Here is a 24,902-nt window from a genome sequence, read left to right as displayed (position 1 = left end):
TAGGGCGAAGATCACAGCGGCCGGACCTCATGGGTGTGGCTGACGCTGAGTACCGTGAGCGGGTGCCCAAGCGCAAGAACACGTTCTCAAAATGGCCGCGCCAGCTCGCGCAGCGCGCCGTCCACGCGGGCTGGGCCTGGGTGCAGCGCACGGGCTCGGTGACGGCCGAGAACCCCGGCCGCTTCCACTTCGGCTCCATCGGCGAAGCCACCCGGCTCGCCTTCCCGCTGGGCACGGTCTTCGGCGAACCCTGGATCCACCTCGGCGCCCACTGCATCGTCGGCGAACAGGTCACCCTCACCGCGGGCCTGATGCCCGACCTCGACCTCGGCCCCGACCCCATCCTGCGCCTCGGCGACGGTGTCGTCCTCGGCCGCGGCAGCCATGTCATCGCCGACACGACGGTCACCATCGGCAGCGACTGCTACTTCGGGCCGTACGTCTACGTCACCTCCACGAACCACTCCTACGACGACCCGCACGAGCCCATCGGCAAGCAGTGGCCGCGCATGGAACCCGTCGAGATCGGCCCCGGCTGCTGGATCGGCACCGGCGCGGTGATCCTGCCGGGCGCCCGCATCGGCCGGAACGTGGTGGTGGCCGCCGGCGCGGTGGTCCGCGGCACGGTCCCCGACCACTCCGTGGTGGCGGGCGCCCCCGCCCGGGTCGTACGCCGCTGGACCCCTGCCGAGGGCTGGCAGCCCCCGCTCCGCACCCCGGCCCCGGTCCCGATCCCCGCGGACGTGACCCCGGACCAACTCCGAGCCCTCGCGGACCTGGACGAGGAGAGCGCGGCACGGTTGGCCGAGCTGGACGACGACACGATCGCGCACTTGGCGAACTCGGACGCGGAGGCCTGAGCGGGCCTCCGGCCGGATGTCCGGTGTTGCCTCAGCCGGGGGCCGGGCGCCGCCCGCCCGGTGCTCCCTTCAGCTCGGTGTTCCCCTCAACCGGGTGCCGGGGGACGGGAGTTGGACCGGTGTTGCAGTCAGCAGGCAGCGCGGCCCTCACCCCGTCGCCAACAACACCGTCCCCACCAACGCCAACCCCGCCCCCGCGGCCTGCACCGCCCGAAGCCGCTCCCGCAGGAAGCCGCGTGCGGCGAGGGACGTCACCACCGGGTAGAGCGAGGCCAGCACCGCCGCCACCGTCACCGGACCGTGCTGCGCGGCGATCGCGTACGTTCCGTTGGCCGCCACATCGGCGAGGCCCACGAAGGCCAGTGCCGGTAGTGAACTCCAGGGGAAGCCGCCCTCAGGGAGCGCGGGCCCGCCCCGTCGTACGGAGACGTAGAGTGCTGCGCCACCCGTGGCCACGTTCGTCAGGCGCTGTACGAACAGGGCGAGGAAGAGGCCGGTGACCGTGGTGGACGCCTCCGCGATCAGGGCGAAGACCGTGCCGAAGCCGAGCGCGGCGACGAGGGCCAGCAGGATGGCTTGGCGTTGCACGGCCGCGCCCCGCAGTTGAGGGCCGCCCGCCAGGACGACCCCGGTGACGGCGACCGCGATCCCGGCCACCTGTATCAGCCCGGGCCGCTCCCCGAGGAAGAGCCCCACGCCGACCGGTACGGCCACGCTCAGTGTCGCGAGCGGGGAGACGACCCCCATCGGGCCGAGAGCGAGCGCTTTGTAGAAGGAGAGGAGGGCGATCGGCCCCACCAACCCGGCCGCGAACGCGAACCACAGCCGCGGCCCGGCCTCGCTCCAGCCGCCGGTGGCCACGACGACCGCGCCGAGCACGGCCGCCGCGATCCCCTGGGAGACGACGACCACCGTCAGGGCCGGGAACCGTCGGGTCAGCATGCCGCCGCCGAAGTCGGCCAACCCCCACAGGAGGCTGGTGGCCAGGGCGAAGAATGCTGTCACGGGGTGCCTCGCAGTACAGTTCGGTGAACAATCGGGTGCACCACACCGTAGTTCAGCTGAGTAAACTCTGTCATCCATAATATTGAACTGAAGGTAGGGGCGGAACGTTGTCGGACCTCGACCTGCTGACCCAGTCCCTGGCGCGCAACGTCAGGCACTGGCGCTCCGTGCGCGGCTTCACCCTGGACGTGCTCGCCGCCCGCGCGGCCGTCAGCCGGGGCATGCTCATCCAGATCGAGCAGGCCCGCACCAACCCGAGCATCGGTACGGTCGTCAAGATCGGCGACGCCCTCGGCGTCAGCATCACCACCCTCCTCGACTACGAACAGGGCCCGAAGGTCCGCATCGTCCCCGCCGAGCGGGCCGTACGGCTGTGGCACACCGACGCCGGCAGCTACAACCGCCTCCTCGCCGGCACCGAGGCCCCCGGTCCGCTGGAGATGTGGGACTGGCGGCTGATGCCGGGGGAGAGCAGTCCCTCCGAGCCGCACCCCACGGGCACGGTCGAGCTCGTCCATGTCACCACCGGCGAGCTGACCCTCACCGTGGACGGCGAGGACCACCTCGTCCCGGCCGGCGCGAGCGCCACCTTCGAGGCCAACACCCCGCACACCTACGGCAATCGGGGCGATGAGCCGATGGAGATGGTGATGGCGGTGTCCGTCCCGCCGGTGCACCGGGACACCCCGTGAAAGGCCGCCGTACGGCTGTTAGCGTGCCGCCATGCGCGCACCCATCGGACACTTCGACCACGCCACCCCCGCCCCCGACTGCCTCGACGAGCTGACCGGCCCGGTCGCCGACGCCGTGCGCGACTGGCGCGGCAGCGTCCCCGCCGACCAGATCGTCTACGTCGAGACGGACCCGGAGTGGGCCGACACCGCCACCTTCGTGGAGCACTACGGCCGCGAACTGCTGGAGCGGTCCGCCAACTGTGTCGTGGTCGCCGGAAAGCGCGGCGGCGAGACCATGCTCGCCGCATGTGTCGTCCTGTCCACCACCCGTGTCGACGTCAACGGCGCCGTACGCCGCCAACTCGGCGCCCGCAAGGCCTCGTTCGCGTCGATGGACACGGCGACCGGCGAGAGCGGCATGGAGTACGGCGGCATCACCCCCATCGGACTCCCCGCCGACTGGCCGGTGTTGGTGGACCCGGCCGTCGTCGACCTCCCGTACGTCCTGGTCGGCAGCGGGCGTCGACGCGGCAAACTCCTCGTCCCCGGAAAGGCGTTCGCCGAGATTCCGGGCGCGGTGGTACTGGAGGGACTCGGGGTCGCCTGACCTCAGGCCGTCGTGTGGTGGGCCAGCACCCCGTGCGGGTCCGCCTCGCCCGGCACCAGTGCCGGATCGGCGTGCACCAGGGCCGCAGTGAGCCGCGGCACCGCGTGCAGCAGCGCGTGTTCCGCCGCCACCGCGACCGCGTGGGCCTGCCGTACCGTCGCCTCCCCGTCCACGACCACCGCCACCTCGGCGCGCAACCGGTGCCCGATCCAGCGCAGCCTCAACTCGCCCACCCCGCGCACCCCTTCGACCTCCCGCACGGCGTGCTCGGCCCGGTCCACCAGCTCGGGATCGACGGCGTCCATCACGCGCCGGAACACCTCGCGCGCCGCGTCCCGCAGCACCAGGACGATCGCGGCCGTGATCGCCAACCCCACGATCGGGTCGGCGAGTTGCCAGCCCAGCGCCGAACCGCCGGCCCCGAGCAGTACGGCCAGCGAGGTGAACCCGTCCGTACGGGCATGGAGTCCGTCGGCGACCAGCGCGGCCGACCCGATGTCCCGGCCGACCCGCATCCGGTACCGGGCCACCCACTCGTTGCCCACGAACCCGGCCAACGCGGCCACCGCGACCGCCGCGACGTGCTGGACGGGACGCGGATCGAGCAGCCGGTCCACCGCCGCCCACGCCGCGAAGGCGGCGGACGCGGCGATCGTCAGCACGATCGCGATACCGGCCAGGTCCTCGGCGCGCCCGTAGCCGTACGTGAAGCGCCGGGTCGCCGCCCGGCGGCCGAGCACGAACGCGATGCCGAGCGGTACGGCGGTCAGCGCGTCCGCCGCGTTGTGCACCGTGTCGCCGAGCAGCGCCACCGACCCGGACATGACCACCACGACCGCCTGCACCAGCGCTGTCGCCCCGAGCACCGCGAGCGAGACCCAGAGGGCGCGCATACCGCGGGCGGAGGACTCCAGCGCGGAGTCGAGTTTGTCGGCGGTCTCGTGGGAGTGGGGGGTGAGGAGATGGCCGAGGCGGTGGCGGACGCCCCCGGGGGAGTGGCCGTGATGATGGTGGTGCTCGTGGTGGTGATGGTCGCTCACGTGCGTCCCCTTCCGGTGCGTGGGTGGACGTACGGCGCCCACAGGGCCATTATGTGCGTATGAGCGCACGCATGCACCTATCAACTGCGCATGATGCGCATCCGCGTACCCCGGGCGAGGAACAGTTCGCGCTCGCCGCCGAACTCCTCGCCCTTCTCGGTGACCGCACCCGCCTGACACTGCTGCACGCGCTGACGAGGGGCGAGTCCGATGTCTCCACCCTCACGGAGGTGTGCGACGCGGCCCGTCCGGCCGTCAGCCAGCACCTGGCGCGGCTGCGCCTCGCGGGCCTTGTGACCACCCGCAAGGAGGGCCGCCGGGTGATCTACTCGCTCGGCGACGGCCATCTGCGCAGGCTCGTGGACGAGGCCCTGAACGTGGCCGACCACCGGCTCAACGACCGTCCGCCGCACGACTGACGACCCGTCAGTGGCCGGGGTCCTTGCCCAGGTACGACTCCGCGAACGCGAGCCCGGCGGACGGGGATCGGAAGACGCGGCGCAGTCGGGCCAGCGTGGTGCCCGCGCGGTACGGGTCGCCGGACGAGGCGCCGTGGTACACCTCGGACAGCCACTGGGAGAACTCCTGGTACTCCCACACGCGGCCCAGGCAGGCGTCCGAATAGCCGTCCAGGCCCGCGGAGTCGCCCGACGTGGCATGCGCGACGAGCGCGTCGCCGAGCAGGAACGCGTCGTGCAGGGCGAGGTTCATGCCCTTCGCCGCGATCGGCGCGGTGAGATGGGCCGCGTCGCCCGCGAGGTGGAGCCGGCCGAACACCATGGGTTCGACCACGTAGTTGTGCATGTCGAGCACGCGCTTCTCGATCAGCCGGCCCTCGGTCAGCGGCGGGGCGCCGGTCGCGGCGAGCCGGTGCTGGAGTTCGGCCCAGACGCGGTCGTGCGGCCAGTTGTCGGGGTCGTCGCCGGGCGGGCACTCCAGGTAGTAGCGGGTGACTTCGGGGCTGCGCGCCATGTGCCCGGCGAAGCCACGCGGGTTGACGCCGAACAGCACACAGTCCGAGGACGGCGGTGCCTCGGCCAGCAGCGCGAGCCAGCCGATGCCGTAGTCGTGCCGTGCGACGCGGGCCCGCTCCACGGGTATCGCCGCCCGGCTCACCCCGCGCGCACCGTCGCAGCCCGCGATGAAGTCGCCGTACACGACCCGCCGTTGACCGCTCTCCGGGTCGGTGTACGACACCGCGGGCCGGTCGGTCTCCAGGTCGTGCAGCTCGACGTCCCGCACTCCGAAGCGGATCTCGCCGCCCCGCACGTCCGCGTACTCCCGCACCAGGTCCGTCACCAGCAACGGCTGCGGATAGACGAAGTGGTGATGGCCCGTCAACTCCGTGTAGGAGAACCGGTGCCGCTGCCCGCCGAAGCGGAACTCGCACTCGGTGTGCCGCTGCGCCCGCTCCAACAGGGTGTCGGCGAGGCCCCGTTGCTGAAGCCCGTGGACCGCCCACTCCTCGATGACTCCGGCCCGGGGGCGCCGCTCGATGAACTCGCGGGTCTCCGTCTCCAGTACCAGGCAGTCGAGGCCGGCCGCGCGCAGGATGTTGCCGATGGTGAGTCCGGCGGGACCGGCGCCTACGACGACGACCGAACGGCGTTCCGGGGGCGCGGAGTTGAGGTGGGGGGAGACAGGGCTGGTCACGCCCGCATTATGTCAGGGGCTGTGTGCCGCTCTGTGAAAGAGAGGGTCATCCCAGTCGGGGAATCTCGATCGCCGGGCAGCGGTCCATCACCATCTCCAGGCCCGCTGCCCGGGTCCGCTCGTACGCGGTCCCGTCGATCACGCCGAGCTGGAACCAGACGGCCTTCGCACCCTTGGCGACCGCCTCGTCGGCGACCGCGCCGGCGAGATCGCTGTTGACGAAGACATCGACGACGTCGACCTCGAAGGGGATGTCCGCGAGGGAGGCGTACCCCTGCTCGCCGTGGACCGTCTCCGCCTTGGGGTGCACGGGGATCACACTCTTGCCGAAGCGCTGCAACACGTCCGCGACGCCGTACGCCGCGCGGGACTGGTTCGAGGACAGCCCCACGACGGCCCAGGTGTCGCCGGACTCGGTGAGGATCTTGCGGACCGTTGCTGAGTCGCCGTACACGCTCGGCCTCCTGGGATTCGTTCGTCGCCTGCTGCCCGGGACAACAGCAGGCGACGCCCGGAGATTCCTTCAGTCCTGGACCACGGACGTGTTGAGGCCCTCGGCGTAGTGGTTGTGGGCGATCCGGATGCCCGAACTGCCATGGAAGACGAACAGCGGAGAGGTGTACGGCGGCTGGTCCGGTGCGGCGAGGCGGCGGACGGTGTTGTCGGTGAAGCTGAATCCGCCGACGCTCTTGGCGTTGACCACGGTGACGTCGCCGATGTCGAAGGTGTTGTGCTCGACCGAGATGTCGTGGTGCACCGGGTGCGCCGGGTCGACGACCTGGTTGGTCGGCTCCACGAAGATGACGGGACCGCTGGGCCGGGTGAAGGTGTTGTCGCGGATCGTGAGGTCGGAGACCGGCCCGGACTCGTACCACTGGTAGGCGTCGGCGGAGACGTAGACGCTGGCCATGGACATCGCGTCGAACCGGTTGCCGGTGATCAGGACGGGCTTGCGGGTGGTGACCAGGATGCCGCGGGTCGGCACGTTGCGGAACACGTTGCCGGAGATGACGACCGACGGCGTGGCCGTGATGTTCTCGACGACGGAGCCGCCGATCTGGACGCCTGCGGGCACCGGCCGGTCGAAGGTGACGGTCATCGAGGTCAGCGACTTCGAGTGGTCCATGCCGCTCGGCCCGTCGACGGCGGTGACCTTCGCGTGCGGGTCCGTCACCGGGGTCATCGTCCGCTGGTCGGTGAACTCGACCTCGTCACCCGGCGCGAACTGCGGGAAGCCGGCGGTCTGCGGGTGTTCGTAGGCGAGGGTGAGGGTGTTCGGGCCGGGCTTCCCGACGACTTCGAGGTAGGTGCCGTGGATGTTGATCGGGTCGTCGTGCGGTCCGTCGAAGACGCTGCGGGTGATGGAGACCTTGCCCTTCACGCCGGACATCTGCACGAAGTCCGCGAACGAGGCGCTGGACCGGCCGGACTTCGGATCGGGGGCGAAGTTCACCTTGTCGATGGAGATGTTCTCGCTGAACTGCCCGACCACGCCGAAGGATTGAAGGTAATAGGCGTTCATCGAGCGCATCGTGACGTTCTTGGACTGCCAGATGAAGGCGCCCGGTTCGGTCCGCTCGATATTGCGCATCTGGTAGACGAGCCCGGCGTCCGACGGCTGTGACGCGGTGGTGTAGTCGATGCGGATACGGCGGTCGCCGAGGTCGGTGACCGAGGAGACGTCGTTGAACAGAGGGTTGTCCCCGCGCCAGGTCTTCTGCGCCACCGGGTCGTGGATCTGCGTGTACTGGAGCCCGTCGACCCCCGACCAGTACGGCTGCCCGGTGGCCGGGCTCTTCTCGCCGAGCCAGGTGATGTGCGTGCCGTTCACCTCGTACGGGCTGCCGGCGGGGATCTTCAGGACGCGGTAGGCGTGCCCGTCGCTGACACCGGTGGTGGCGACGGTCGCGTCGATGACCTCGGGCGCCGCGTAGTCGAAGGAGAAGTTCTGGAAGGTCACATCGGTCGAGCGGATGGACGCGAACGCCGTCTGGAGACCGTGGTAGACGAGCTTGGCCCCGCCGCCGTCGACGGTGACATCGTGCATGTCCTCGATCAGCAGCCCGATCTTCTTGTCCCGGTAACGCTCGTCGGCGCCAACGGTGTTGGAGACATACAGCTCCCGCGTCTCGGCCCGCTCGGGGTAGAGCTGATAGGTGCCCTTCGAGAAGACGATCCGCACCGGCCGGTGGCGGTCGACGCTCTTGGCGTGCCGCAGCGCCGCGACGACGGCGGGCGTCGAGTCCGTCCGGCCCGTGGGGTCGGCGCCGTAGGCGTCCACGTCGACCACCGCGACCGACGGCGTCTGCCGCGCCGCGGCGACGGGAGTGCCGCCGCCCACGAGCAGCGCGAGCGCCACCCCGAGAAAAAGGTACCGAGACATAGCCCCTCCGGAGCATTCATGAGCACGAAACACCCGATGAATAGGCGGGGTTGGTGCCGATTTTCTGGCCTCAACTCCGAGAGGAGTGTCCATAGACCCGACCTCTAGGTCAATGGTCCGGACGAACGTTGGAGGCTCACGCCTTCGGCGGTGCCGTGCTCGCGCGGATCACCAACTCGGGGTCGAAGAGGAGCTCCCCGACGGGTACGTCACGGTTGCCGACCAGGGCGAGGACACTGCGGCCCACCTCCGAGGCCAGTCGGTCGGCCGGCTGGCGGACCGTGGTGAGCGGGGGGTCGACGAAGTCCATGATCATGGAGCCGTCGTAGCCGACGACCGACACATCACCCGGGACGTCGTACCCCTGCCGACGCGCTCCCCGGATCGCGCCCAGCGCCATGTAGTCGCTGGCGGCGACGACGGCGGTGGCACCCCGCGCCAGGAGCGAGATCGCGGCGGACTGTCCGCCCTCCACGGTGTAGGACTGCCGGACCACCCACTGCTCCGGGTCCTCGACGCCGCGCTTGGCCAGTGAGGCGACGAAGCCGCTGACCCGGCGGTCGGCTGGGCGGTTGCCGACCGGGCCCGAGGCCATCCCGATACGGCGGTGGCCCAGCCGGTACAGGTGGTCGACGGCGAGTTCGGCGGCGAGCAGATCGTCGGTGGAGAAGACCGGCGCCTCGCTCACGCCCTCGAACCGGCCGTTGACCCCGACGAACGGGATCCTGCGGGACAGCAGGAGTTCGTACGTCGCCGGGTCCGCGCCCTCCAGCGTGTTGCTGGCCGAGAGGAACACCACGGCGGCGACGCCCCGGTCGGCGAGCGAGGTCACGAAGTCCAACTCCTGAACTCCGCCCGGGAAGCACGGGCACAGCACCGTCTTCAATCCGTGCGGGGCGAGGATCGACTCGATGCGCTCGGCGACATCGGCGAAGAACGGGTTGGACACCAGCTCGGTGACGACCGCGACGAGTTGACCTCGGGTCTGTCGCTCGTACCCCAGCTCGGCCATGGCCCGCTCGACCGCCTCGCGGGTCGTGCGGGACACGCCCTGGCGCCGGTTGATGACCCGGCTGACCGTGGCCTCGCTCACCTGCGCCCGGTCCGCGACCTCGGTGATGCCGACCTTCATACGGTCCCTTCCGCCTTGACTTGCAGGATGGTGATGAAAACTTTCAGCTTGTTCCTCCGTGCAACGTAGCAGTTGAGTTGCGTGTCTTCCATGTTTCTCACGCATGACCATTGAACCGTCACTTCGGCCCCTGCTAGCTTTCCGGCCACCACTCGGCCCCCGCCCCGCAGTCACCGAAGACCGGGAGACCCGATGAAGCCCTCGCGGCTCATGCTGCTCACCGCTGTTGCCCTGCTCGCACCCCTGGCCCCCGCGCTGCCGGCCGCCGCCGCTGCTTCCGCCGCCCGTCCCCAACTCACCATCCCCGACCCGGGGTTCGAGAACGGGGGCACAGGCTGGACCTTCACCTCGGGCGCCGGAGTCGGCACCGGCAACAAGCACGGCGGCACCCGCTTCCTCTACCTCGACGCAGGAGCCGGCAAGAGTGCGGAACTGACCATCGTCGCGCCCCGGAACGGCGGCTACGACTTCTCCGCGTGGATCGGCAGTGCCGGCACCGGCGGCACGTACACGGTCCGGCGCAACGGGCAGACCGTCGAGACGATCACGCTGCCACAGCATCCCGGCTACGCCCGCTACACCATCAGCGGCGTCCGGTTGAGGACCGGCGACCGGCTCCAGATCGAATTCGGCTCCGGGACCTCCTGGGTCAACGCCGACGACCTGATGATTTCGCCCGCCGCGCCCGCCCACCCCGAGGTCACCTCGTCCGACCCCGAGATCGCCGAGATGTTCGCCTGGGCCCAGAAGAAGGCCAACAGCTGGGTCCAACTGCCCGGCACCGTGGGCCCGGTCAACGTCGACGAGTACCAGACCGGAGGCACCGGCACCGCGTCGTACGCGCCCACCTACTGGGCCGGATACGCCAACCGCAGCGCCTACTACTCCCGCGACATGACCCACCAGCTCGCCGGCGCCCATCTCATCGGCCTCGACGCCGAGAACGAGACGATGCTCCGCTCGTACGCGCAGTCGGCCACCGCCGAGCACAAGTACTTCCCGGTGTGGTCCCTCAACTTCGACGCCAAGACCTACCTGAGCATCGACTACAAGAGCCCGGACGATTTCGTGCGCGAGGTGCCCGCCGCCTTCGAACTCGTCGAGAAGGCGGCCCAGGCCTATCTCTGGACCGGCGACCGCAGATACGTCGACGACCCGGTGCTGTGGGACTTCTACCGGCACGCCACCGAGCAGTTCATCGACCTGCACAACTCCGCCAAGGACAACGGCAAGGTCAAGGTCGCCGAAGGCACCGGCCAGGGCATCTTCCAGGGCGCCGCCAGCTACAACGAGCAGGACGGCGACGGCCTCGCCGAGGCCGGGGACGGCATCGCCTCCGAGTACCAGGCGTATCTGGCGATGGCCGTCCTCGCGCGCGGCAAGGGTGACACCGCGCTGGCCAGGACCTACGACAAGCGTGCCGCCGACCTGAAGACGTACTTCAACGACGACTGGAGCGGCACCGGCAGCGGCGCCGACATGGTCCGCGCCTACACCCTGTCCGGCACCCCGGTCACCGGCTGGGGCAAGGAGAACAGCGTCTTCATGCCGATGAAGCAGATCATCGACCCCGGCCCGCGCAACGACGCCTATCTCGACTACATCCAGGCACAGGAGCTGGGCCCGGACGGCTCGCCCAACATCGAGTCGACGACCTACCTGCCCGACATGTTCTTCAAGAACAACCGCGCCGACACCGCGTGGTGGTGGATGAAGAAGATCTACGGCGAACGGGACACCCAGCACGTCAACGCCAGCCAGGGCCCCGACGGCGACTACCCCGAGGTGTCCTTCACCCTCGTCAGCCAGACCATCCAGGGCCTGATGGGCATCACCCCGGACGCGCCCAACCACAAGGTGACCACCCAGTCGCGGCTGCCCTCCGGCATGACGTGGCTCCAGGCGGCGGACGTCCCCATCGGTACGGGCACGGTCACCGTCCGCCACGACGGCGCGACGAAGACCACCCTCACGAACAACTCCCGCAAGGACGCCTACAGTTGGGAGGCCCGCTTCCCTGGCGTCCACAAGAAGATCAAGGTCAACGGCGTGCCGCAGCGCATCCGCACCGAGACCGTCGACGGGGTCACCTACACCTACGCGACGCCGACGGTACGGGCCGGGGCGACGGCGGTGGTGCAGGTGAGCGACTGACGCGAACTCCCGCTCAGCGAGGCGTCCGTAGCGCGGCGGCCAGATCGTCGAGGTGCCGCGCGACCGGACCGAGGGTGAGCAGGCCGCTGCCCGCTCCGGCCAACTCGGCTGCGGCGGGAGTCAGTTCCGCGTGTGCGCGCTCCATCGTGTCCCGGTCGTCCACGGCGAGCGCCGCGCGGGCGGCCAGGCACCACAGGGCTTCGAACAGCAGGTCGCGCGGCGGGTCGGGGAGCGAACGCAGCATGGCCCGGGCGTCGTCGGGGTGGTCCTGGGCCAGCAGTACGAGGGGGCGGGCCCACGGTTCGTACGGTCCCCAGTCGATGCGCTCGTCGGTCTGCGCGGGCTGCCCCTGCCGTAGTCGCAGGCTCAGCAACGCCAGCGGCAGCAGGCCGTGTTCGAGCCCGGGCATGCCGGCTCCGTCCAGCCGTCGTGCCGCTTCCCGGTAGGCCGCCGCCACCTCCGTCGGCTGCGCACCGCCGGTCTCGGCGAGCCGTAGCACCCGGTACCACTGGGTGAACACGCCCACCAGCGGCAGTTCATGACGTTCCGCCAGGTGATCTGCGGCCGTCGCGTGGCCGTCGGCCCCGGTGAAGTCCGAGAGGGCGCTGCGGGCCTGAAGCCGGACCAGATTGCCGAGAACCTCGTAGGTGACCATGCCGTGCCGGGCGGACAGGGTGATCAACTCGGCGCCGATCGCGTCCCGTTGCGGGGCCAGGCCGGCGCGGTGGAAGGTCTGCATGAACACCCCGTTGAGGGCGAAGGCCAGCAGCGCGGGGTCGTTCAGCTGCCGGGCCAGGTCCTCCGCCTGGCGGGCGGCCTGGGGGCCGCGTGCCGAACGGGTGCCGCGCGACTCCAGGGCGATCGTCGCCAACAGGCGGGCCCGCGCGGCGAGATGAGCCTCTGGCGGGAGCGCGGCCAGGGTGTGCTCGGCCGCCGCCACCGTGTCCGCCGCCTGCTGAGGGTCGTCGACGCGGGTCCAGATCGCCGGGACGTCGTAGGCGCCGATCACGCGGGCGGTGAGTTCGGTGTCGCCCAGTTCCCGTGCCGCCGTGATCGCCGCCAGACGGTGCTTGCGAGCGGCCTGAAGGCCACCGCCTCCGGTCACCGCGAGATCGCGCAGCAGCCCCACCGTCGACTCCAGGCGCGCACGGGCACCGGAGGCCACGGTCCGGTCGTAGGCGGCGGCAGCCTGCGCCCAGACGCGCTCCGCCGGACCGACGGGCCCCGGATCCAGATGCGCGGCATGGCCGAGGATGTCCGCCTCCAGGCGGCGCAGGGCCGGGCCCGGGTCCGCGCCGAGCTGTTCCACGAGGAGGGCGCGCGCCCGGCGCAGTACGGCGAGCGCGTCGCCCTGGCGGCCGGTGCGGTACAGGGCCAGCGCCAACAGCCGCCAGGCGTCCTCGCGCCACGGATGCTCGGCCACATGAGCGTCCAGGTCGGGCACCGCCTCGGCGCCCTGCCCCAGGCCGAGTTGGGCCTCGGCCCGGCGCTCGACGGCGTGCAGCCGCAGCTCGCCGAGGCGGGAGCGTTCCGCACGGGCCCAGGCCGCCTCGCCGAAGTCGGCGTAGGCGGGACCCCGCCACCAGCCCAGCGCCTCCTCCAGTTGGGCGAGCGCGGGCCGGTCCGGCAGGGTCCCGGCCGTGGTCACCGCCCGCTCGAACCGCCAGGCGTCCACGGCCTCCGGCCCGGCCCGCAGCGCGTACCCCGGACCCTCGGTGACCAGCAGCCGGGCCGGAGTACGCGGCGGACGCTCCGGTTCCAGTGCCCGCCGCAGCGCGGCCACGAAGGTGCGCATCGCGCCCAACGCGTCGGCGGGCGGCGCCTCTTGGTCCGCCCAGAGATCCTCGACGAGCCGCGCGACAGGGACGACCCGGCGCCGGGCGACGAGCAGCCGAGCCAGCACGGCCCGGTGCCGGGGACCCTTCAGGGCGATCGCGTCCCCGGCGCCGTCCCAGGCCGCCACCGGCCCCAGCACCCCGAACCCGACCTCCATCGCCGACCACCCTTTCCGGGGCATCGCCCCAGGTCACCGTAGCGCGCTCACTCGATGCTCATCGGCACGCGGCAGGCTCGACGGCGACGGAACAAGAGAAGTACGGAACAAGAGAAGTACGTACGAAGGAAGGGTGCACCATGCCACCGGCCATCCCCGGCTTCACCTACCACCGCGTCCCCGTCGCGGACGGCGTGTCCCTGAACGCGGCCGTGTCCGGCTCGGGCAGCCCGATCGTGCTGCTGCACGGCTTTCCGCAGACCCACCTCATGTGGCGCCATGTCGCCGCCGACCTCGCGGCCGACCACACCGTGATCTGCCCCGACCTGCGCGGCTACGGCGCGAGCGACAAGCCCGCCGAGACCGACGGCTCCGCTTACGCCAAGCGCACCATGGCCGCGGACGTCATCGCCCTCGCCCACGCCCTGGGACACGACCGCTTTGCCCTCGCCGGACACGACCGCGGCGCGCTGGTCGCCTTCCGCGCCGGACTCGACCACCCCGACACGATCACGCACCTGGCCTGTCTCGACGTACTCCCCACCCTGGACATGTGGGACGTCATGCACGGCGTCACCGCCGCCGTGGGCTTCCACCTCTATCTGATGGCCCAACCCCCGGGCCTGCCCGAGCAGTTGATCGCCGCCGCACCCGACGCGTTCTTCGGCCACTTCCTCGACCTCTGGACCAACGCCCCCCAGGCGATCCCCGCCGACATCCGCTCCGCCTACCTGGAAGCCTGCCGCGCCGCGATCCCCTCGATCGTCGCCGACTACCGCGCCTCCGCCGGCCTCGACCTCGCCCACGACCGGACGGACCGGGACGCCGGCCACCGGCTGCGGATGCCGGTCGCCGTACTCCAGCAGGACTGGGGCGCCGCCCTTGGCTTCGACGCGGCGGCGCTGTGGAGTGCATGGGCACCGGACCTGCGGCACTCCACCGTCGCCTGCGGCCACTTCATGGCGGAGGAGGCCCCTGCCATGGTGGCCAAGACACTGCGTGACCTGGTCGCCGCAGGCTGAAGGGGGAGACGGGCGAACGGGTGACCGCCGACCCGATCCCCAGGACGACCAGGACGACCAGGACGGCCGGACGAGTGCAATCGGCCCGGAGATCCGCGTCCCGTACCCGGATGCCGGAGGAACCACGCGGCAACGGCATCCTGGCGGACCGGGTCACCGCCCCCGGCAGGAACTGCGCCCGCACTCCTCGGACCCGGCCCGCACGACGGCACCCCAGGCGCATCGACCCGCAGGGTGAACCGCGCCACCCGGGCTGCAACAGAGCGAACATGCATGCGTACGGCCCTCCGCCCGCCTACGCTCAGGCCGTGCTGCGCATCATCGACGCCCGAACCGGCGAGCCCCTCGAAGCCGCCCCCGCCCGCCGTGGCCTGACCAGGGTCGAGGCGCACGCGTCCGGCCTCGATCCCACGGCACTACGCGTCCTCCTCGTCGCCGACCTCCTCGTGCGCGCCCTCGAACTCGGCGGCACCCCCGTGTTCGCCCTGCTCACCGGAGACCGGGAGAAACCCGAACTCCGGGCCGCCGCCCGCACGTTGGGCATCCGCCCCTTCGAGGACGGCGGAGACCTCGGCTCCGGACTCGGCGAGGCCCAGGTCCTGCACGTGACGGCCGAGGGCGGTGCCACACCCGGGGGAGTCCTGGTCGCCGTAGCGCCCGTCGAATCCCCTACGGCCGTCGCGGACCTCTCCGACCCGGGCGCGCTCCGCCTCGCCCTGCTCTCGCACGCACGGGACCTGCCGGTACGGCTCGACGCGGACGCGCTGGACGAGGCGCGGCGGACCCTGGCGCACTGGCGCGGGTCGGTCGCCGACTGGGCGCGCAGGCCCTCGCGGCCGGTGCCCGACGAGGTGCGCGGGCAGTTGCGGGCCGCGTGGGAGGACGACCTGAACGTGCCCGAGGTGCTGGAGGTGCTGCGCCGGGTGGAGAGCTGGCCCGGCCTGCCGGACGGCGCCCGCTTCGAGACCTACGCCTATGCCGACCGGCTGCTCGGTCTCGAACTCACCCGTGACATCGGGTCGTTGGCATGAGCGCCCGCGCCGGAGCCCGCCCGCTGCGCCGACTGGTCGTGCTGCGGCACGCCAAGTCCGCCTGGCCCGAGGGCGTTCCAGATCATCAGCGTCCCCTCGCCCCGCGTGGCCGCCGGGACGCGCCGGCCGCCGGTCTGGCGCTCGCCGCGGCCGACTCGCTGCCCGACCTCGCCCTCTGCTCCACGGCCGTACGCGCCCGCCAGACCTGGGAGTTGGCCTCCGCCGAGTGGGGCACGCCACCGCCGGTGCGGTACGAGCCGGGGCTGTACGCGGCCGACGCGGCGGAACTCCTCGATGCCGTCCGCCAAGTGCCGCACGAGGTCGAGACGTTGCTCCTGATCGGGCACAACCCCGGCCTGGAGGAACTGGTCCTGGACCTCGCCGGCGACAGCCTCGACGACGCTCTCGACGAGGTCCGCGTGAAGTTCCCGACCTCGGCGATCGCGGTCCTGGCCTGGCACGGCGACACCTGGCAGGACCTCGCCCCGGGCACGGCCCTGCTGACGGGCTTCGTCGTGCCGAGGGGCAGGAAGAAGTAGCCCTGTGGCTAGGGGAGTTGGAGGAACTCCCGGGCGCCGCGCAGCCGTGTGCGGATGTCCGCCTGTGTCGCGGCGCAGTCCAGACGCACCTCCAGAGCGGTGCCCTCCTTGCGCCCGGCGGGGAGACGGTCGGTGTCCAGTCCGTCGCGTCGGGCGATGAGCACGCCGAGTTCGTGTCGGCTCAGGGCGTCCGGGCCCGCGAGGTGGAACATGCCGGGCCGGTCGGACAGGGCGAGTTCCAGCAGGGCGGCGGCCAGATCCTCTACGTGGACCGGGCAGCGGACGACGTCGGTGAACAGGACGCCGTCGCGGGTACCGGCGGCCAGTTCGTGGACCATGCGCTCGTGCACGGAGTCGCCCGTCCCGATGATCAGTGAGGTGCGCGCGACCGCGGCGGCCGGTGCCAGCAGGCGTACGGCGGTCTCGGCGGCGGCCTTCGCCGCCCCGTAGGGGGTGACCGGGTCGGGCAGGCGGGACTCGTCGTAGGAGATCCGGGAACCGGAGAACACGGCGTCGCTGGAGACGTGGACCAGGCGGCACCCGTGGCGCACCGCAGCCGTCGTCACGCGGAACGAACCGTCGGCGGTGACCGCCCAGTCGCTCTGTCCGCTGGTCGCGTTGATGATCGCGTCCGGGGTCAACTCGGCGAGGAGGAAGTCGAGTTGGTCGGCATCGCGGAGGTCGAGCCGGTGCCAGGAGACGCCGGGCAGGTCACCGGGGCGGGAGGAACAGTATGTCGCCGCCGCGGACCATCCCGCCGCGCTCGCCCGGCGCAGGAGTTCCGTGCCCAGGAAGCCGCTGCCGCCGACGACCAGGATCTTCACGGCGGTCAGCCGACGTGCACGCGGGGCCGGCGTGCGGGGTCCGGTTCCGCGCGGCGCAGTACCTCGCGGGTGACCGGGGCGACCTCGCCGTCGCCGAAGATCAGGAAGCGGATCAGATGGCTTACGGGGTTGCCCTCGGTCCAGGTGAAGTAGGCGTGCGGGACCTCGCCGGTGCGGTCGCGCAGGGCGAGCAGGACGGCGGCGATCGCGTTGGGCACCGTAGGACCCTCGATCCGCAACCGTCGTACGCCGTGCTTCTCGTCGCCGTGCACGGCGATGTCCGCCGAGAAGTCCGAGGAGTCGCGGACGAGTACTTCCAGGAACAGCACCGGGCCGCCGTCCGGGATGTGGGTCTCCTCGCGCTGGCTGTACTCCTTGGCGCGGTACTCCCGAGTGCTGTGCTCCTGCGGCTCGTTGGCGATCAGTCGCAACGGGCCGCTGCGCGCCGCCTCCTCGACGAACCGGGCCGCCGCGCTGTCGAACGTGACCTCGGCGGCGCGCAGTTCGAAGGCGCGGTGGACGCGCGAACCGAACGACGTCACCAGGATCAGCACGATGAAGATGCCCGCGATCTTGATGCCGTCGGGCCGCTCGATGACGTTCGTGACCAGCGTGTAGCCGAACACGGCGGTGATCGCGCCGAACCCGAGGGTCGCCCTCCGATGGCCCCGCTTGTGCACGGTGACCGTGGAGGCGAACGCGGCGGAGAGCATCAGCACCAGCACACCGGTCGCGTACGCCCCGCTCTGCGCGTCGACGCTCGCGTGGAACCACAGCGTGATCAGCACGGCCGTGACCATGAACACGAGCACCAGCGGACGTACCGCCCGCGTCCACTCCGGGGCCATGCCGTAGCGCGGCAGATAGCGGGGGACGAGGTTCAGCAGTCCGGCGAGTGCGGAGGCGCCCGCGAACCACAGGATGGCGATCGTCGAGACGTCGTAGAGCGTGCCGAAGGCCTGGCCCAGGTGCTCGTGCGCGAGATAGGCGAGCGCGCGGCCGTTCGCCGGGCCGCCGGTCTTGAACGCGCTCTGCGGGATCAGGATGGTGGTCGCCAGGCTGGACAGGAGCAGAAAGCCGGACATGATCACGGCGGCCGTGGTGAGCAGCTTGCGGGTCTCCCGGATGCGGCCCGTCGGCTTCTCGTAGGTGTCCGTCGGATCACCCTTGACCTGCGGCATCACCGCCACACCCGTCTCGAAGCCGGACATGCCGAGCGCCAGCTTGGGGAACACGAGCAGGGCCACGCCGACCATCGCGAGCGGCGAGGAGTGCGCGGCCGTCATCGCGTCCGTCCAGTCGCCGATCCGCACCGGATGGCTCAGCACCTCCCAGGCGGACACCGCGAGGACGACGAGGTTGAGCGTGAGGTAGGTGCCCACCAGGACCACCGCGATCCCGATGGCCTCCCGGAACCCCTTGAGGAAGACCGCGCCCAGCGCGCCGACCAGCACCAGGGTGATCCAGGTGTTGCCACCCTGCATCCAGCCGGGCGCGAAGGGGTTCTCCACCACATGCGCCGCCGCGTCCGCCGCCGACAGGGTGACCGTGATCATGAAGTCCGTCGCCGCGAAGCCCAGCAGCACCAGGACGAAGATCTTCCCCGACCACCACGGCAGCAGCCGCTCCAGCATGGCGATCGACCCCTCGCCGTGCGGACTCTCGTGCGCCACCCGCCGGTAGACCGGCAGCGCCCCGAGCAGGGTCAGCCCGATCAGCACGACCGTCGCGAGCGGGGAGAGCAGTCCGGCGGCCAGCGCGGCGATGCCCGGCTGGTAGCCCAGTGTGGAGAAGTAGTCGACGCCGGTCAGGCACATGACCCGCCACCAGCGGTGGCCCTCGTGCTCCGGGTTCGGGGTGGCGTGCGGGCCCGGGTGCCGGGCGCTCTGCTCGCTCAGGCCGTCCAGGAGCCAGGCCCGGCAGCGGTCCGCGGCGGACTCGGGGCCGCCGGACCCGGTGGTCTCCGCGGGGTCCACCTGCGTGCCGGTCATGCTGAGAACTCCCTGTGATCGGACGACCGTGCCCGGTGCCCGGGCAACGAGGAGCGAGTATCCACCACATCGTCACCCGCACCCGGACCGGGGGCGACCCCTGGCGCTGCGCATAGGCTGGCCGGATGCAGGACGAGTACCGCACAGTGGCCCGCCAGGGCGTGCACGAGACCGAGGTCAACCGCTCCCGCTTCCTGTGCGCCCTCGCCCCCGCGGCCACCGAACAGGAGGCACAGGACTTCGTCGCCCGGATCCGCAAGGAGCACACGGACGCCACCCACAACTGCTTTGCCTACGTCATCGGCGCCGACGCCGCGATCCAGAAGGCGAGCGACGACGGCGAACCCGGCGGCACCGCGGGCGTCCCCATGCTCCAGATGCTGCTGCGCCGCGACATGCGCTACGTCGTCGCCGTCGTCACCCGCTACTACGGCGGCGTCAAGCTCGGCGCGGGCGGCCTCATCAGGGCCTACGGCGGCTCGGTCGGCGAAGCCCTCGACACCCTCGGCACTATCACCCGCCGCCGCTTCCGGCTGGCCACGGTCACCGTCGACCACCAGCGGGCCGGCAAGCTCCAGAACGACCTGCGCGCGACCGGCCGCGAGGTACGGGACGTCCGCTACGGCGAGGCCGTCACCATCGAGATCGGCCTGCCGGACGCCGATGTGGACGCCTTCCGGGGCTGGCTGGCCGACGCCACGGCGGGAACGGCGGGACTGGAACTGGGCGGCGAGGCGTACGGAGACGCGTGAGGTCTGTCAGGTTGCCCATGTCCAGACCTGGTTGGAGCTTCCCGCGCAGCCGAAGCCCTGCACGGTCTGACCGTCCTGCCCCGAGCCGGAGGCCTCCGCGTCCAGGCAGCAGTGGCTGTCCCGATTGACCACCTCGTACCGGGAGTTGTGCCCGGGCACCCGGTACGGCGCCCACTTCTGGGCCGCCGTGCCGTTGCACCCCCACACCTGCACGTTGTCGCCGTGGGCGTCGAGACACCGGGCGACATCGACGGCGTGCACGCTTCGACTGGCATGGGAACCCTGTGTCTCTCGCGTGGTGCGTGTGACGTGAGGTTGGCGCAACAGGCCTGTGCGACCGGGCAGTTGAGGGTGCCGGCTTGGTGAGCGCTCGGCGAGGGCGCACCCGGGGTGGTGTCACCGATCCGCATATTGCGCATATTTACTGTCATAAGCTCCCGAATGCGTGGGAACTCCGGGGTCAATGGTGGATCAGGGGCCGGCAGGCGCTAGCGTGGTGGCTCCATGAAACTGCTGCACACCTCCGACTGGCACCTGGGCCGGGCGTTCCATCGCGTGAACATGCTCGGGGCTCAGGCCGACTTCGTGGGCCATCTGATGACTACCGTGCGTGAGCACGAGGTGGATGCCGTGGTCGTGTCGGGGGATGTGTACGACCGGGCGGTGCCGCCCCTGGCCGCCGTCGAGCTGTTCGACGACACCCTGCACCGGCTCGCGGACCTGGGTGTGCCCACGGTGATGATCTCTGGCAACCACGACTCGGCCCGCCGCCTCGGTGTGGGCGCCGGTCTGATCGACCGCGCGGGCATCTTCCTGCGGACCGAGCCGTCGGCCTGCGGGACGCCCGTGGTGATCCCGGACGCGTTCGGCGACGTGGCCTTCTACGGTCTGCCGTATCTCGAACCCGCCCTGGTGAAGGCCGAGTTCGGGGTGGAGAAGGCCGGGCACGAAGCGGTGCTCGCCGCCGCCATGGACCGCGTCCGCGCCGATCTCGCCGCCCGTGCGCCCGGCACCCGTTCCGTGGTCCTCGCGCATGCCTTCGTCACCGGCGGCGAGGCCAGCGACAGCGAGCGGGACATCACCGTCGGCGGGGTCGCCGCCGTACCGGCCGGAGTCTTCGACGGCGTCGACTATGTGGCGCTGGGGCATCTGCACGGCTCCCAGACGATCACCGGGCGCGTGCGCTACTCGGGCTCCCCGCTGCCGTACTCCTTCTCCGAGGCCGACCACCGCAAGTCCATGTGGCTCGTCGACCTGGACGCCGGCGGGGCCGTCACCGCCGAACGCGTCGACTGTCCGGTGCCGCGTGAACTGGCCCGGATCCGGGGCACGTTGGAGGAACTGCTCGACGACCCCGACCTCGCCCGGCACGAGGAGGCGTGGGTCGAGGCGACGCTCACCGACCCGGTGCGCCCGGCCGAACCCATGGCCCGGCTCACCGAGCGTTTCCCGCACACGCTCACCCTCGTCTTCGACCCCGAGCGGTCCCCCGACGACCCCGACGTGTCCTACGCCAGACGTCTCGCGGGCCGCGACGACCGGGAGATCGCCGACGACTTCGTGGCCCATGTCCGCGGCGCCGGACCCGACGGGGACGAACAGGCCGTGCTCCAGGCCGCGTTCGACGCCGTGCGCGCGGACGCGGTCGTCCGGGAGGTGACGCCGTGAACGCGCGGCCGACGCGGACGGAGGGCGGTGCCCGGTGAGGCTGCATCGGCTCGACATCACCGCCTTCGGGCCCTTCGGCGGCTCCCAGACCGTCGACTTCGACGAACTGTCCGCCGCCGGCCTCTTCCTTCTGCACGGCCCGACCGGCGCCGGCAAGACCTCCGTCCTCGACGCCGTGTGCTACGCCCTCTACGGCTCGGTGCCGGGCGTCCGCCAGAGCGGCCAGGGGCTCACCCTGCGCAGCGACCACGCGGCGGCCGGCACCCGCACCGAGGTACGGCTCGAACTGACCGTCGCCGGGCGGCGGTTGGAACTCACCCGGCAGCCGCCCTGGGAGCGCCCCAAGAAGCGCGGCACGGGCAGCACCCTCGACAAGGCACAGAGCTGGCTGCGCGAGTACGACGCGACGGCCGGCACCTGGAAGGACCTCAGCCGCTCGCACCAGGAGATCGGCGAGGAGATCACCCAGCTCCTCGGGATGAGCAGGGAGCAGTTCTGCCAGGTCGTGCTGCTGCCTCAGGGGGAGTTCGCGCGCTTCCTGCGCTCCGACGCCGAGGCGCGCGGCAAGCTGCTTGGCCGGCTCTTCGACACCCACCGGTTCGCCGAGGTCGAGAAGCGGCTCGCCGAGCGGCGGCGTGCCACCGAGGCCCAGGTCCGTGAGGGCGACGGCGAGTTGCTGGCCGACGCGCACCGCATGCAGCAGGCCGCAGGCGACGCCATGGAGCTGCCGGACCTCTCCCCGGGTGAACCCGGCCTCGCCGAGGCGGTGTTGACCGCGGCGGCCGTCGCCCGCAGCACCGCACGCGAGCAACTGACCGTCGCGCGCAGCCGTCTCGCCGCCGCCGAGTCCGCCCAGGCCGCCGCCGACCGGGAACTGGCCGACGTCCGCGAACTGGCCCGTCTGCAACAGCGGTTCGCCCAGGCTCAGGAGCGGGCCGCGCTCATGGAGGAGCGGGCCGACGGCTACCGGCAGGCGCAGACGCGGATGGAACGGGCCCGCAAGGCGCAGGCCGTGGCACCCGCGCTGGAGCTGCGCGAGGCCGCCGACCGCGAGCACCGCGAAGCCGCCCGGGCCGAGGCACGCGCGCGCGACCTGCTGCCGGAGACCTTCGCGGCCGCCGGCGCGGCCGGACTCGCCGCCGCCGCACGCCGGGCCGCCGAGGAACTGGGCGGCCTGGAGTCGGCCCGTCGCGCCGAACAGCGGCTCGCCGAACTCGGCTCCGAGCGCGCGGAGTTGGACCGGCAGGAGCGCGCCGACGACGACGTACGGCAGGAGGGGGAGGCCTGGCTCGCGGAGTGGGACACGACCCGCACAGGACTCCAGGCGCGGATCGAGTCGGCGCAGGAGGCCGCCACCAGGGCCGAGCAGCTCGGCGTGCGGCGCGAGCCCGCCGAGCGGCGGCTGGCAGCGGCCCGGCAGCGGGACCAGTTCGCCGGAGACACGGAGGACACCCAGCGGCAGGTGCTCACCTTCGCCGAACGTGCCGTCGAGGCCCGCGACCACTGGCTCGACCTCAAGGAACAGCGGCTGAACGGCATCGCCGCCGAGCTCGCCGCCCACCTCACCGACGGCGCGCCCTGCGCCGTCTGCGGAGCCACCGAACACCCCGCGCCCGCCCGTAAATCCGCCGGACACGTCGACCGCGCGGCGGAGGAACAGGCCCTCGCCGCCCACCAGCGCGCCGAGGAGCAGCGCACCGAGGCCGAGCGGCGCCTGGGCCTCGTCCGGGAGGCGCTCGCCGCCGCCACCGCCGAGGCCGGTGACACACCGACCGGTCAACTCGCCGACGAGGTCGCCGAGTTGGAGCGACTGTACGAGCAGGCGCGCCGGGACGCGTCCTGGCTGCACCCCGCCACCGAGGAGCTGCGCCGGGCCGAGCAGGAGCACGACCGGCGGACCGCGATCCAGCAGCAGGCCGCCCTCAGAGCCGCTTCCCGCACCACCCTCCGCGACAGCCAGGACCGCGAACGGGCCGCGCTGGAGGAGGAGTTGGCGCACTCGCGGGGCACCGCCGACAGCGTCGCCGCCCGCGCCGCCCAACTGGAGCGGCAGGCCGCTCTTCTCACCGACGCGGCCGACACCGCGCGCGCCGCCGAGGACACCGCGCAGCGGCTCAAGGACGCCGACGCCCGGCTGGCCGACGCCGCCTTCCGCGCCGGGTTCGACACCCCGCAGGCAGCGGCGGACGCCCTCCTCGACGACAGCGCCCATCGCGAACTCCAACGGCGCCTGGACGCCTGGCAGTCCGAGGAGGCCGCCGTACGCGCCGTACTGGCCGAGCCCGAAACTGCGGCAGCCGCGCGACAGGCCCCCGCCGACCTGGACCAGGCGGAGCGCGTCGCGACCGCGGCCGTCCGGCGGACCCGCGAGGCCGCCTCCGGGTGCGACGCGGCGGCCCGGCGCTGCGCGGAACTCGACCGGCTCTCCGCCCGATCGGCGGCCGGAGCCCGGCAACTGGCGCCGCTGCGCGAGGAGTACGACCGGGTCGCCCGCCTCGCCGCCCTCACCGCGGGCACCTCGGCCGACAACGAACGCCGGATGCGCCTGGAGTCGTACGTCCTCGCGGCCCGTCTGGAACAGGTGGCCGCCGCCGCGACCGTACGGCTGCAGCGCATGTCGTCCGGCCGCTACACCCTCGTCCACTCCGACGACCGGGCCGGGCGCGGGCGCAGCGGACTCGGGCTGCATGTCGTCGACGCGTGGACCGGGCGGGAACGGGACACGGCGACGCTGTCAGGCGGCGAGACGTTCTTCGCCTCGCTCGCCCTCGCCCTCGGGCTCGCGGACGTGGTCACCGACGAGGCCGGCGGGGTCCGGCTCGACACCCTGTTCATCGACGAGGGCTTCGGCAGCCTCGACGAGCAGACTCTCGACGAGGTCCTCGACGTCCTCGACTCGCTGCGCGAACGGGACCGCAGCGTCGGCATCGTCAGCCATGTCGCCGATCTCCGGCGGCGCGTCCACGCGCAGTTGGAGATCGTGAAGGGGCGGGCGGGGTCGGCAGTGCGGCAGCGGGGTCAGTGACCGAGCGGTCGGCGGGCCAGCGGCGAGGAGTAGACGACACTGGTCGTGACCGATCCCAGGCCGCCGATCCGACCCGACACCTCCTCCAGATGCCGCATCGAGCGCGCCGCGACCTTGATCATGAAGCAGTCGTCGCCCGTCACATGATGCGCCTCCAGGATCTCCGGCGTCGCCGCGACCAGGTCGTGGAAGGGCTTGTAGTTGCCGTTCGGATACCGCAACCGCACGAACGCGAGGATCGGCAGCCCCAGCCGCTCCGGATCCACGACCGCCGCGTACCCCTGGATCACCCCCGCCTCCTCAAGCCGCCGCACCCGCTCGGTCACCGCGCTCGCGGACATGTCGACGGCACGGGCCAGCTCGGCGAAACTCACCCGGCCGTCCCGCTGGAGGACGTCGAGGATGCGCCAGTCCGTGGCGTCCGGGGAATACATGGTCATTCCTGAGAAATAGCAGGGAGATCCCCGGTCGATCAAGGGATATGCCGGTGATCACCACTTCAGGGAAGCGACCAGCGACCGTAGATTTCTGGCCGTAGAAGCCTCTCGC

Annotated in this window: 22 protein-coding genes; 11 read left to right on the top strand and 11 right to left on the bottom strand. The window is 71.7% G+C overall.

Features of this window, described 5'->3' with window-relative positions:
- Nucleotides 1-62: 62 nt before the first annotated feature.
- Nucleotides 63-860 carry an acyltransferase gene (locus AB0M63_RS20090; RefSeq protein WP_355904142.1) on the top strand — a complete coding sequence of 266 codons (798 nt, stop codon included), beginning with the start codon at nucleotides 63-65 and terminating at the stop codon, nucleotides 858-860.
- A gap of 147 nt (nucleotides 861-1,007) precedes the next feature.
- Here the strand turns inward: AB0M63_RS20090 and AB0M63_RS20085 are convergent, their stop codons facing one another.
- Nucleotides 1,008-1,865, bottom strand: coding sequence for an EamA family transporter (locus tag AB0M63_RS20085; RefSeq protein ID WP_366020289.1), 858 nt, complete (start codon nucleotides 1,863-1,865; stop codon nucleotides 1,008-1,010).
- Between the two features lie 107 nt (nucleotides 1,866-1,972).
- On the opposite strand from AB0M63_RS20085, the gene AB0M63_RS20080 reads away from it, so the two are divergent.
- Together AB0M63_RS20080 and AB0M63_RS20075 are read left to right on the top strand one after the other, a co-directional pair.
- Nucleotides 1,973-2,557 (top strand): XRE family transcriptional regulator, encoded by a 585-nt coding sequence (locus tag AB0M63_RS20080; RefSeq protein WP_355904148.1) that lies wholly within the window; start codon nucleotides 1,973-1,975, stop codon nucleotides 2,555-2,557.
- A gap of 31 nt (nucleotides 2,558-2,588) precedes the next feature.
- Nucleotides 2,589-3,146 (top strand): YbaK/EbsC family protein, encoded by a 558-nt coding sequence (locus tag AB0M63_RS20075; RefSeq protein WP_366020288.1) that lies wholly within the window; start codon nucleotides 2,589-2,591, stop codon nucleotides 3,144-3,146.
- Between the two features lie 2 nt (nucleotides 3,147-3,148).
- On the opposite strand, the gene AB0M63_RS20070 is transcribed toward AB0M63_RS20075, so the two are convergent.
- The gene (locus AB0M63_RS20070; protein WP_366020287.1) at nucleotides 3,149-4,186 is read right to left on the bottom strand and encodes a cation diffusion facilitator family transporter; all 1,038 of its coding nucleotides are present in this window, start codon (nucleotides 4,184-4,186) and stop codon (nucleotides 3,149-3,151) included.
- A 59-nt stretch (nucleotides 4,187-4,245) separates the two neighbouring features.
- Between AB0M63_RS20070 and AB0M63_RS20065 the strand changes: the two genes are divergently transcribed.
- Nucleotides 4,246-4,605 carry a metalloregulator ArsR/SmtB family transcription factor gene (locus AB0M63_RS20065; protein WP_366020286.1) on the top strand — a complete coding sequence of 120 codons (360 nt, stop codon included), beginning with the start codon at nucleotides 4,246-4,248 and terminating at the stop codon, nucleotides 4,603-4,605.
- A 7-nt stretch (nucleotides 4,606-4,612) separates the two neighbouring features.
- Here AB0M63_RS20065 and AB0M63_RS20060 read toward each other — a convergent pair whose 3' ends face one another.
- The 4 genes from AB0M63_RS20060 to AB0M63_RS20045 form a co-directional block, all read right to left on the bottom strand.
- Entirely contained in the window at nucleotides 4,613-5,839 is a 1,227-nt protein-coding gene (locus AB0M63_RS20060) for a 4-hydroxybenzoate 3-monooxygenase (protein WP_366020285.1), read from the bottom strand.
- Nucleotides 5,840-5,885: 46 nt separating this feature from the next.
- Entirely contained in the window at nucleotides 5,886-6,293 is a 408-nt protein-coding gene (locus tag AB0M63_RS20055) for a CoA-binding protein (protein WP_366020283.1), read from the bottom strand.
- Between the two features lie 69 nt (nucleotides 6,294-6,362).
- Nucleotides 6,363-8,222: a right-handed parallel beta-helix repeat-containing protein gene (locus AB0M63_RS20050; protein WP_366020282.1), complete on the bottom strand. Its 1,860-nt coding sequence runs from the start codon at nucleotides 8,220-8,222 to the stop codon at nucleotides 6,363-6,365.
- Between the two features lie 136 nt (nucleotides 8,223-8,358).
- Entirely contained in the window at nucleotides 8,359-9,354 is a 996-nt protein-coding gene (locus AB0M63_RS20045) for a LacI family DNA-binding transcriptional regulator (protein WP_355904167.1), read from the bottom strand.
- A gap of 192 nt (nucleotides 9,355-9,546) precedes the next feature.
- On the opposite strand from AB0M63_RS20045, the gene AB0M63_RS20040 reads away from it, so the two are divergent.
- The gene (locus tag AB0M63_RS20040) at nucleotides 9,547-11,508 is read left to right on the top strand and encodes a hypothetical protein (protein WP_366020281.1); all 1,962 of its coding nucleotides are present in this window, start codon (nucleotides 9,547-9,549) and stop codon (nucleotides 11,506-11,508) included.
- Nucleotides 11,509-11,521: 13 nt separating this feature from the next.
- Here the strand turns inward: AB0M63_RS20040 and AB0M63_RS20035 are convergent, their stop codons facing one another.
- Nucleotides 11,522-13,501, bottom strand: a complete 1,980-nt coding sequence (locus AB0M63_RS20035) for an AfsR/SARP family transcriptional regulator (protein WP_366020280.1) — start codon at nucleotides 13,499-13,501, stop codon at nucleotides 11,522-11,524.
- Between the two features lie 140 nt (nucleotides 13,502-13,641).
- On the opposite strand from AB0M63_RS20035, the gene AB0M63_RS20030 reads away from it, so the two are divergent.
- From AB0M63_RS20030 to AB0M63_RS20020, 3 genes are all read left to right on the top strand, one after another.
- Nucleotides 13,642-14,523 (top strand): alpha/beta hydrolase, encoded by an 882-nt coding sequence (locus AB0M63_RS20030; protein ID WP_366020279.1) that lies wholly within the window; start codon nucleotides 13,642-13,644, stop codon nucleotides 14,521-14,523.
- A gap of 269 nt (nucleotides 14,524-14,792) precedes the next feature.
- Nucleotides 14,793-15,554 (top strand): hypothetical protein, encoded by a 762-nt coding sequence (locus AB0M63_RS20025; RefSeq protein ID WP_366020395.1) that lies wholly within the window; start codon nucleotides 14,793-14,795, stop codon nucleotides 15,552-15,554.
- On the top strand, nucleotides 15,551-16,093 hold the full coding sequence (locus AB0M63_RS20020) for a histidine phosphatase family protein (RefSeq protein ID WP_366020278.1): 543 nt from the start codon (nucleotides 15,551-15,553) through the stop codon (nucleotides 16,091-16,093). Before AB0M63_RS20025 ends, AB0M63_RS20020 begins: the two co-directional genes overlap by 4 nt.
- A gap of 8 nt (nucleotides 16,094-16,101) precedes the next feature.
- Here AB0M63_RS20020 and AB0M63_RS20015 read toward each other — a convergent pair whose 3' ends face one another.
- The gene (locus AB0M63_RS20015) at nucleotides 16,102-16,917 is read right to left on the bottom strand and encodes a sugar nucleotide-binding protein (protein WP_366020277.1); all 816 of its coding nucleotides are present in this window, start codon (nucleotides 16,915-16,917) and stop codon (nucleotides 16,102-16,104) included.
- A gap of 5 nt (nucleotides 16,918-16,922) precedes the next feature.
- Nucleotides 16,923-18,908: an amino acid transporter gene (locus AB0M63_RS20010; RefSeq protein WP_366020276.1), complete on the bottom strand. Its 1,986-nt coding sequence runs from the start codon at nucleotides 18,906-18,908 to the stop codon at nucleotides 16,923-16,925.
- 125 nt (nucleotides 18,909-19,033) lie between these two features.
- Here AB0M63_RS20010 and AB0M63_RS20005 point away from each other — a divergent pair, with 125 nt between their 5' ends.
- Nucleotides 19,034-19,660 (top strand): YigZ family protein, encoded by a 627-nt coding sequence (locus AB0M63_RS20005; RefSeq protein WP_366020275.1) that lies wholly within the window; start codon nucleotides 19,034-19,036, stop codon nucleotides 19,658-19,660.
- Nucleotides 19,661-19,666: 6 nt separating this feature from the next.
- Here AB0M63_RS20005 and AB0M63_RS20000 read toward each other — a convergent pair whose 3' ends face one another.
- Nucleotides 19,667-19,921: an RICIN domain-containing protein gene (locus tag AB0M63_RS20000; RefSeq protein ID WP_366020274.1), complete on the bottom strand. Its 255-nt coding sequence runs from the start codon at nucleotides 19,919-19,921 to the stop codon at nucleotides 19,667-19,669.
- A gap of 243 nt (nucleotides 19,922-20,164) precedes the next feature.
- Here AB0M63_RS20000 and AB0M63_RS19995 point away from each other — a divergent pair, with 243 nt between their 5' ends.
- Together AB0M63_RS19995 and AB0M63_RS19990 are read left to right on the top strand one after the other, a co-directional pair.
- Nucleotides 20,165-21,328 (top strand): exonuclease SbcCD subunit D, encoded by a 1,164-nt coding sequence (locus AB0M63_RS19995; protein ID WP_366020273.1) that lies wholly within the window; start codon nucleotides 20,165-20,167, stop codon nucleotides 21,326-21,328.
- Nucleotides 21,329-21,362: 34 nt separating this feature from the next.
- A complete protein-coding gene (locus AB0M63_RS19990) occupies nucleotides 21,363-24,353 on the top strand; it encodes an SMC family ATPase (protein WP_366020272.1) in 2,991 nt (996 codons plus the stop codon).
- Here AB0M63_RS19990 and AB0M63_RS19985 read toward each other — a convergent pair.
- A complete protein-coding gene (locus tag AB0M63_RS19985) occupies nucleotides 24,347-24,793 on the bottom strand; it encodes an Lrp/AsnC family transcriptional regulator (protein ID WP_355904200.1) in 447 nt (148 codons plus the stop codon). The two genes, AB0M63_RS19990 and AB0M63_RS19985, sit on opposite strands and share 7 nt — an antisense overlap.
- Between the last annotated feature and the right edge of the window lie 109 nt (nucleotides 24,794-24,902).

The sequence above is a fragment of the Streptomyces sp. NPDC051576 genome (genome assembly GCF_040681835.1).
In the GTDB taxonomy this organism is placed as follows: Bacteria; Actinomycetota; Actinomycetes; order Streptomycetales; family Streptomycetaceae; genus Streptomyces.
This window is presented reverse-complemented; position numbering and strand designations above follow the sequence as displayed.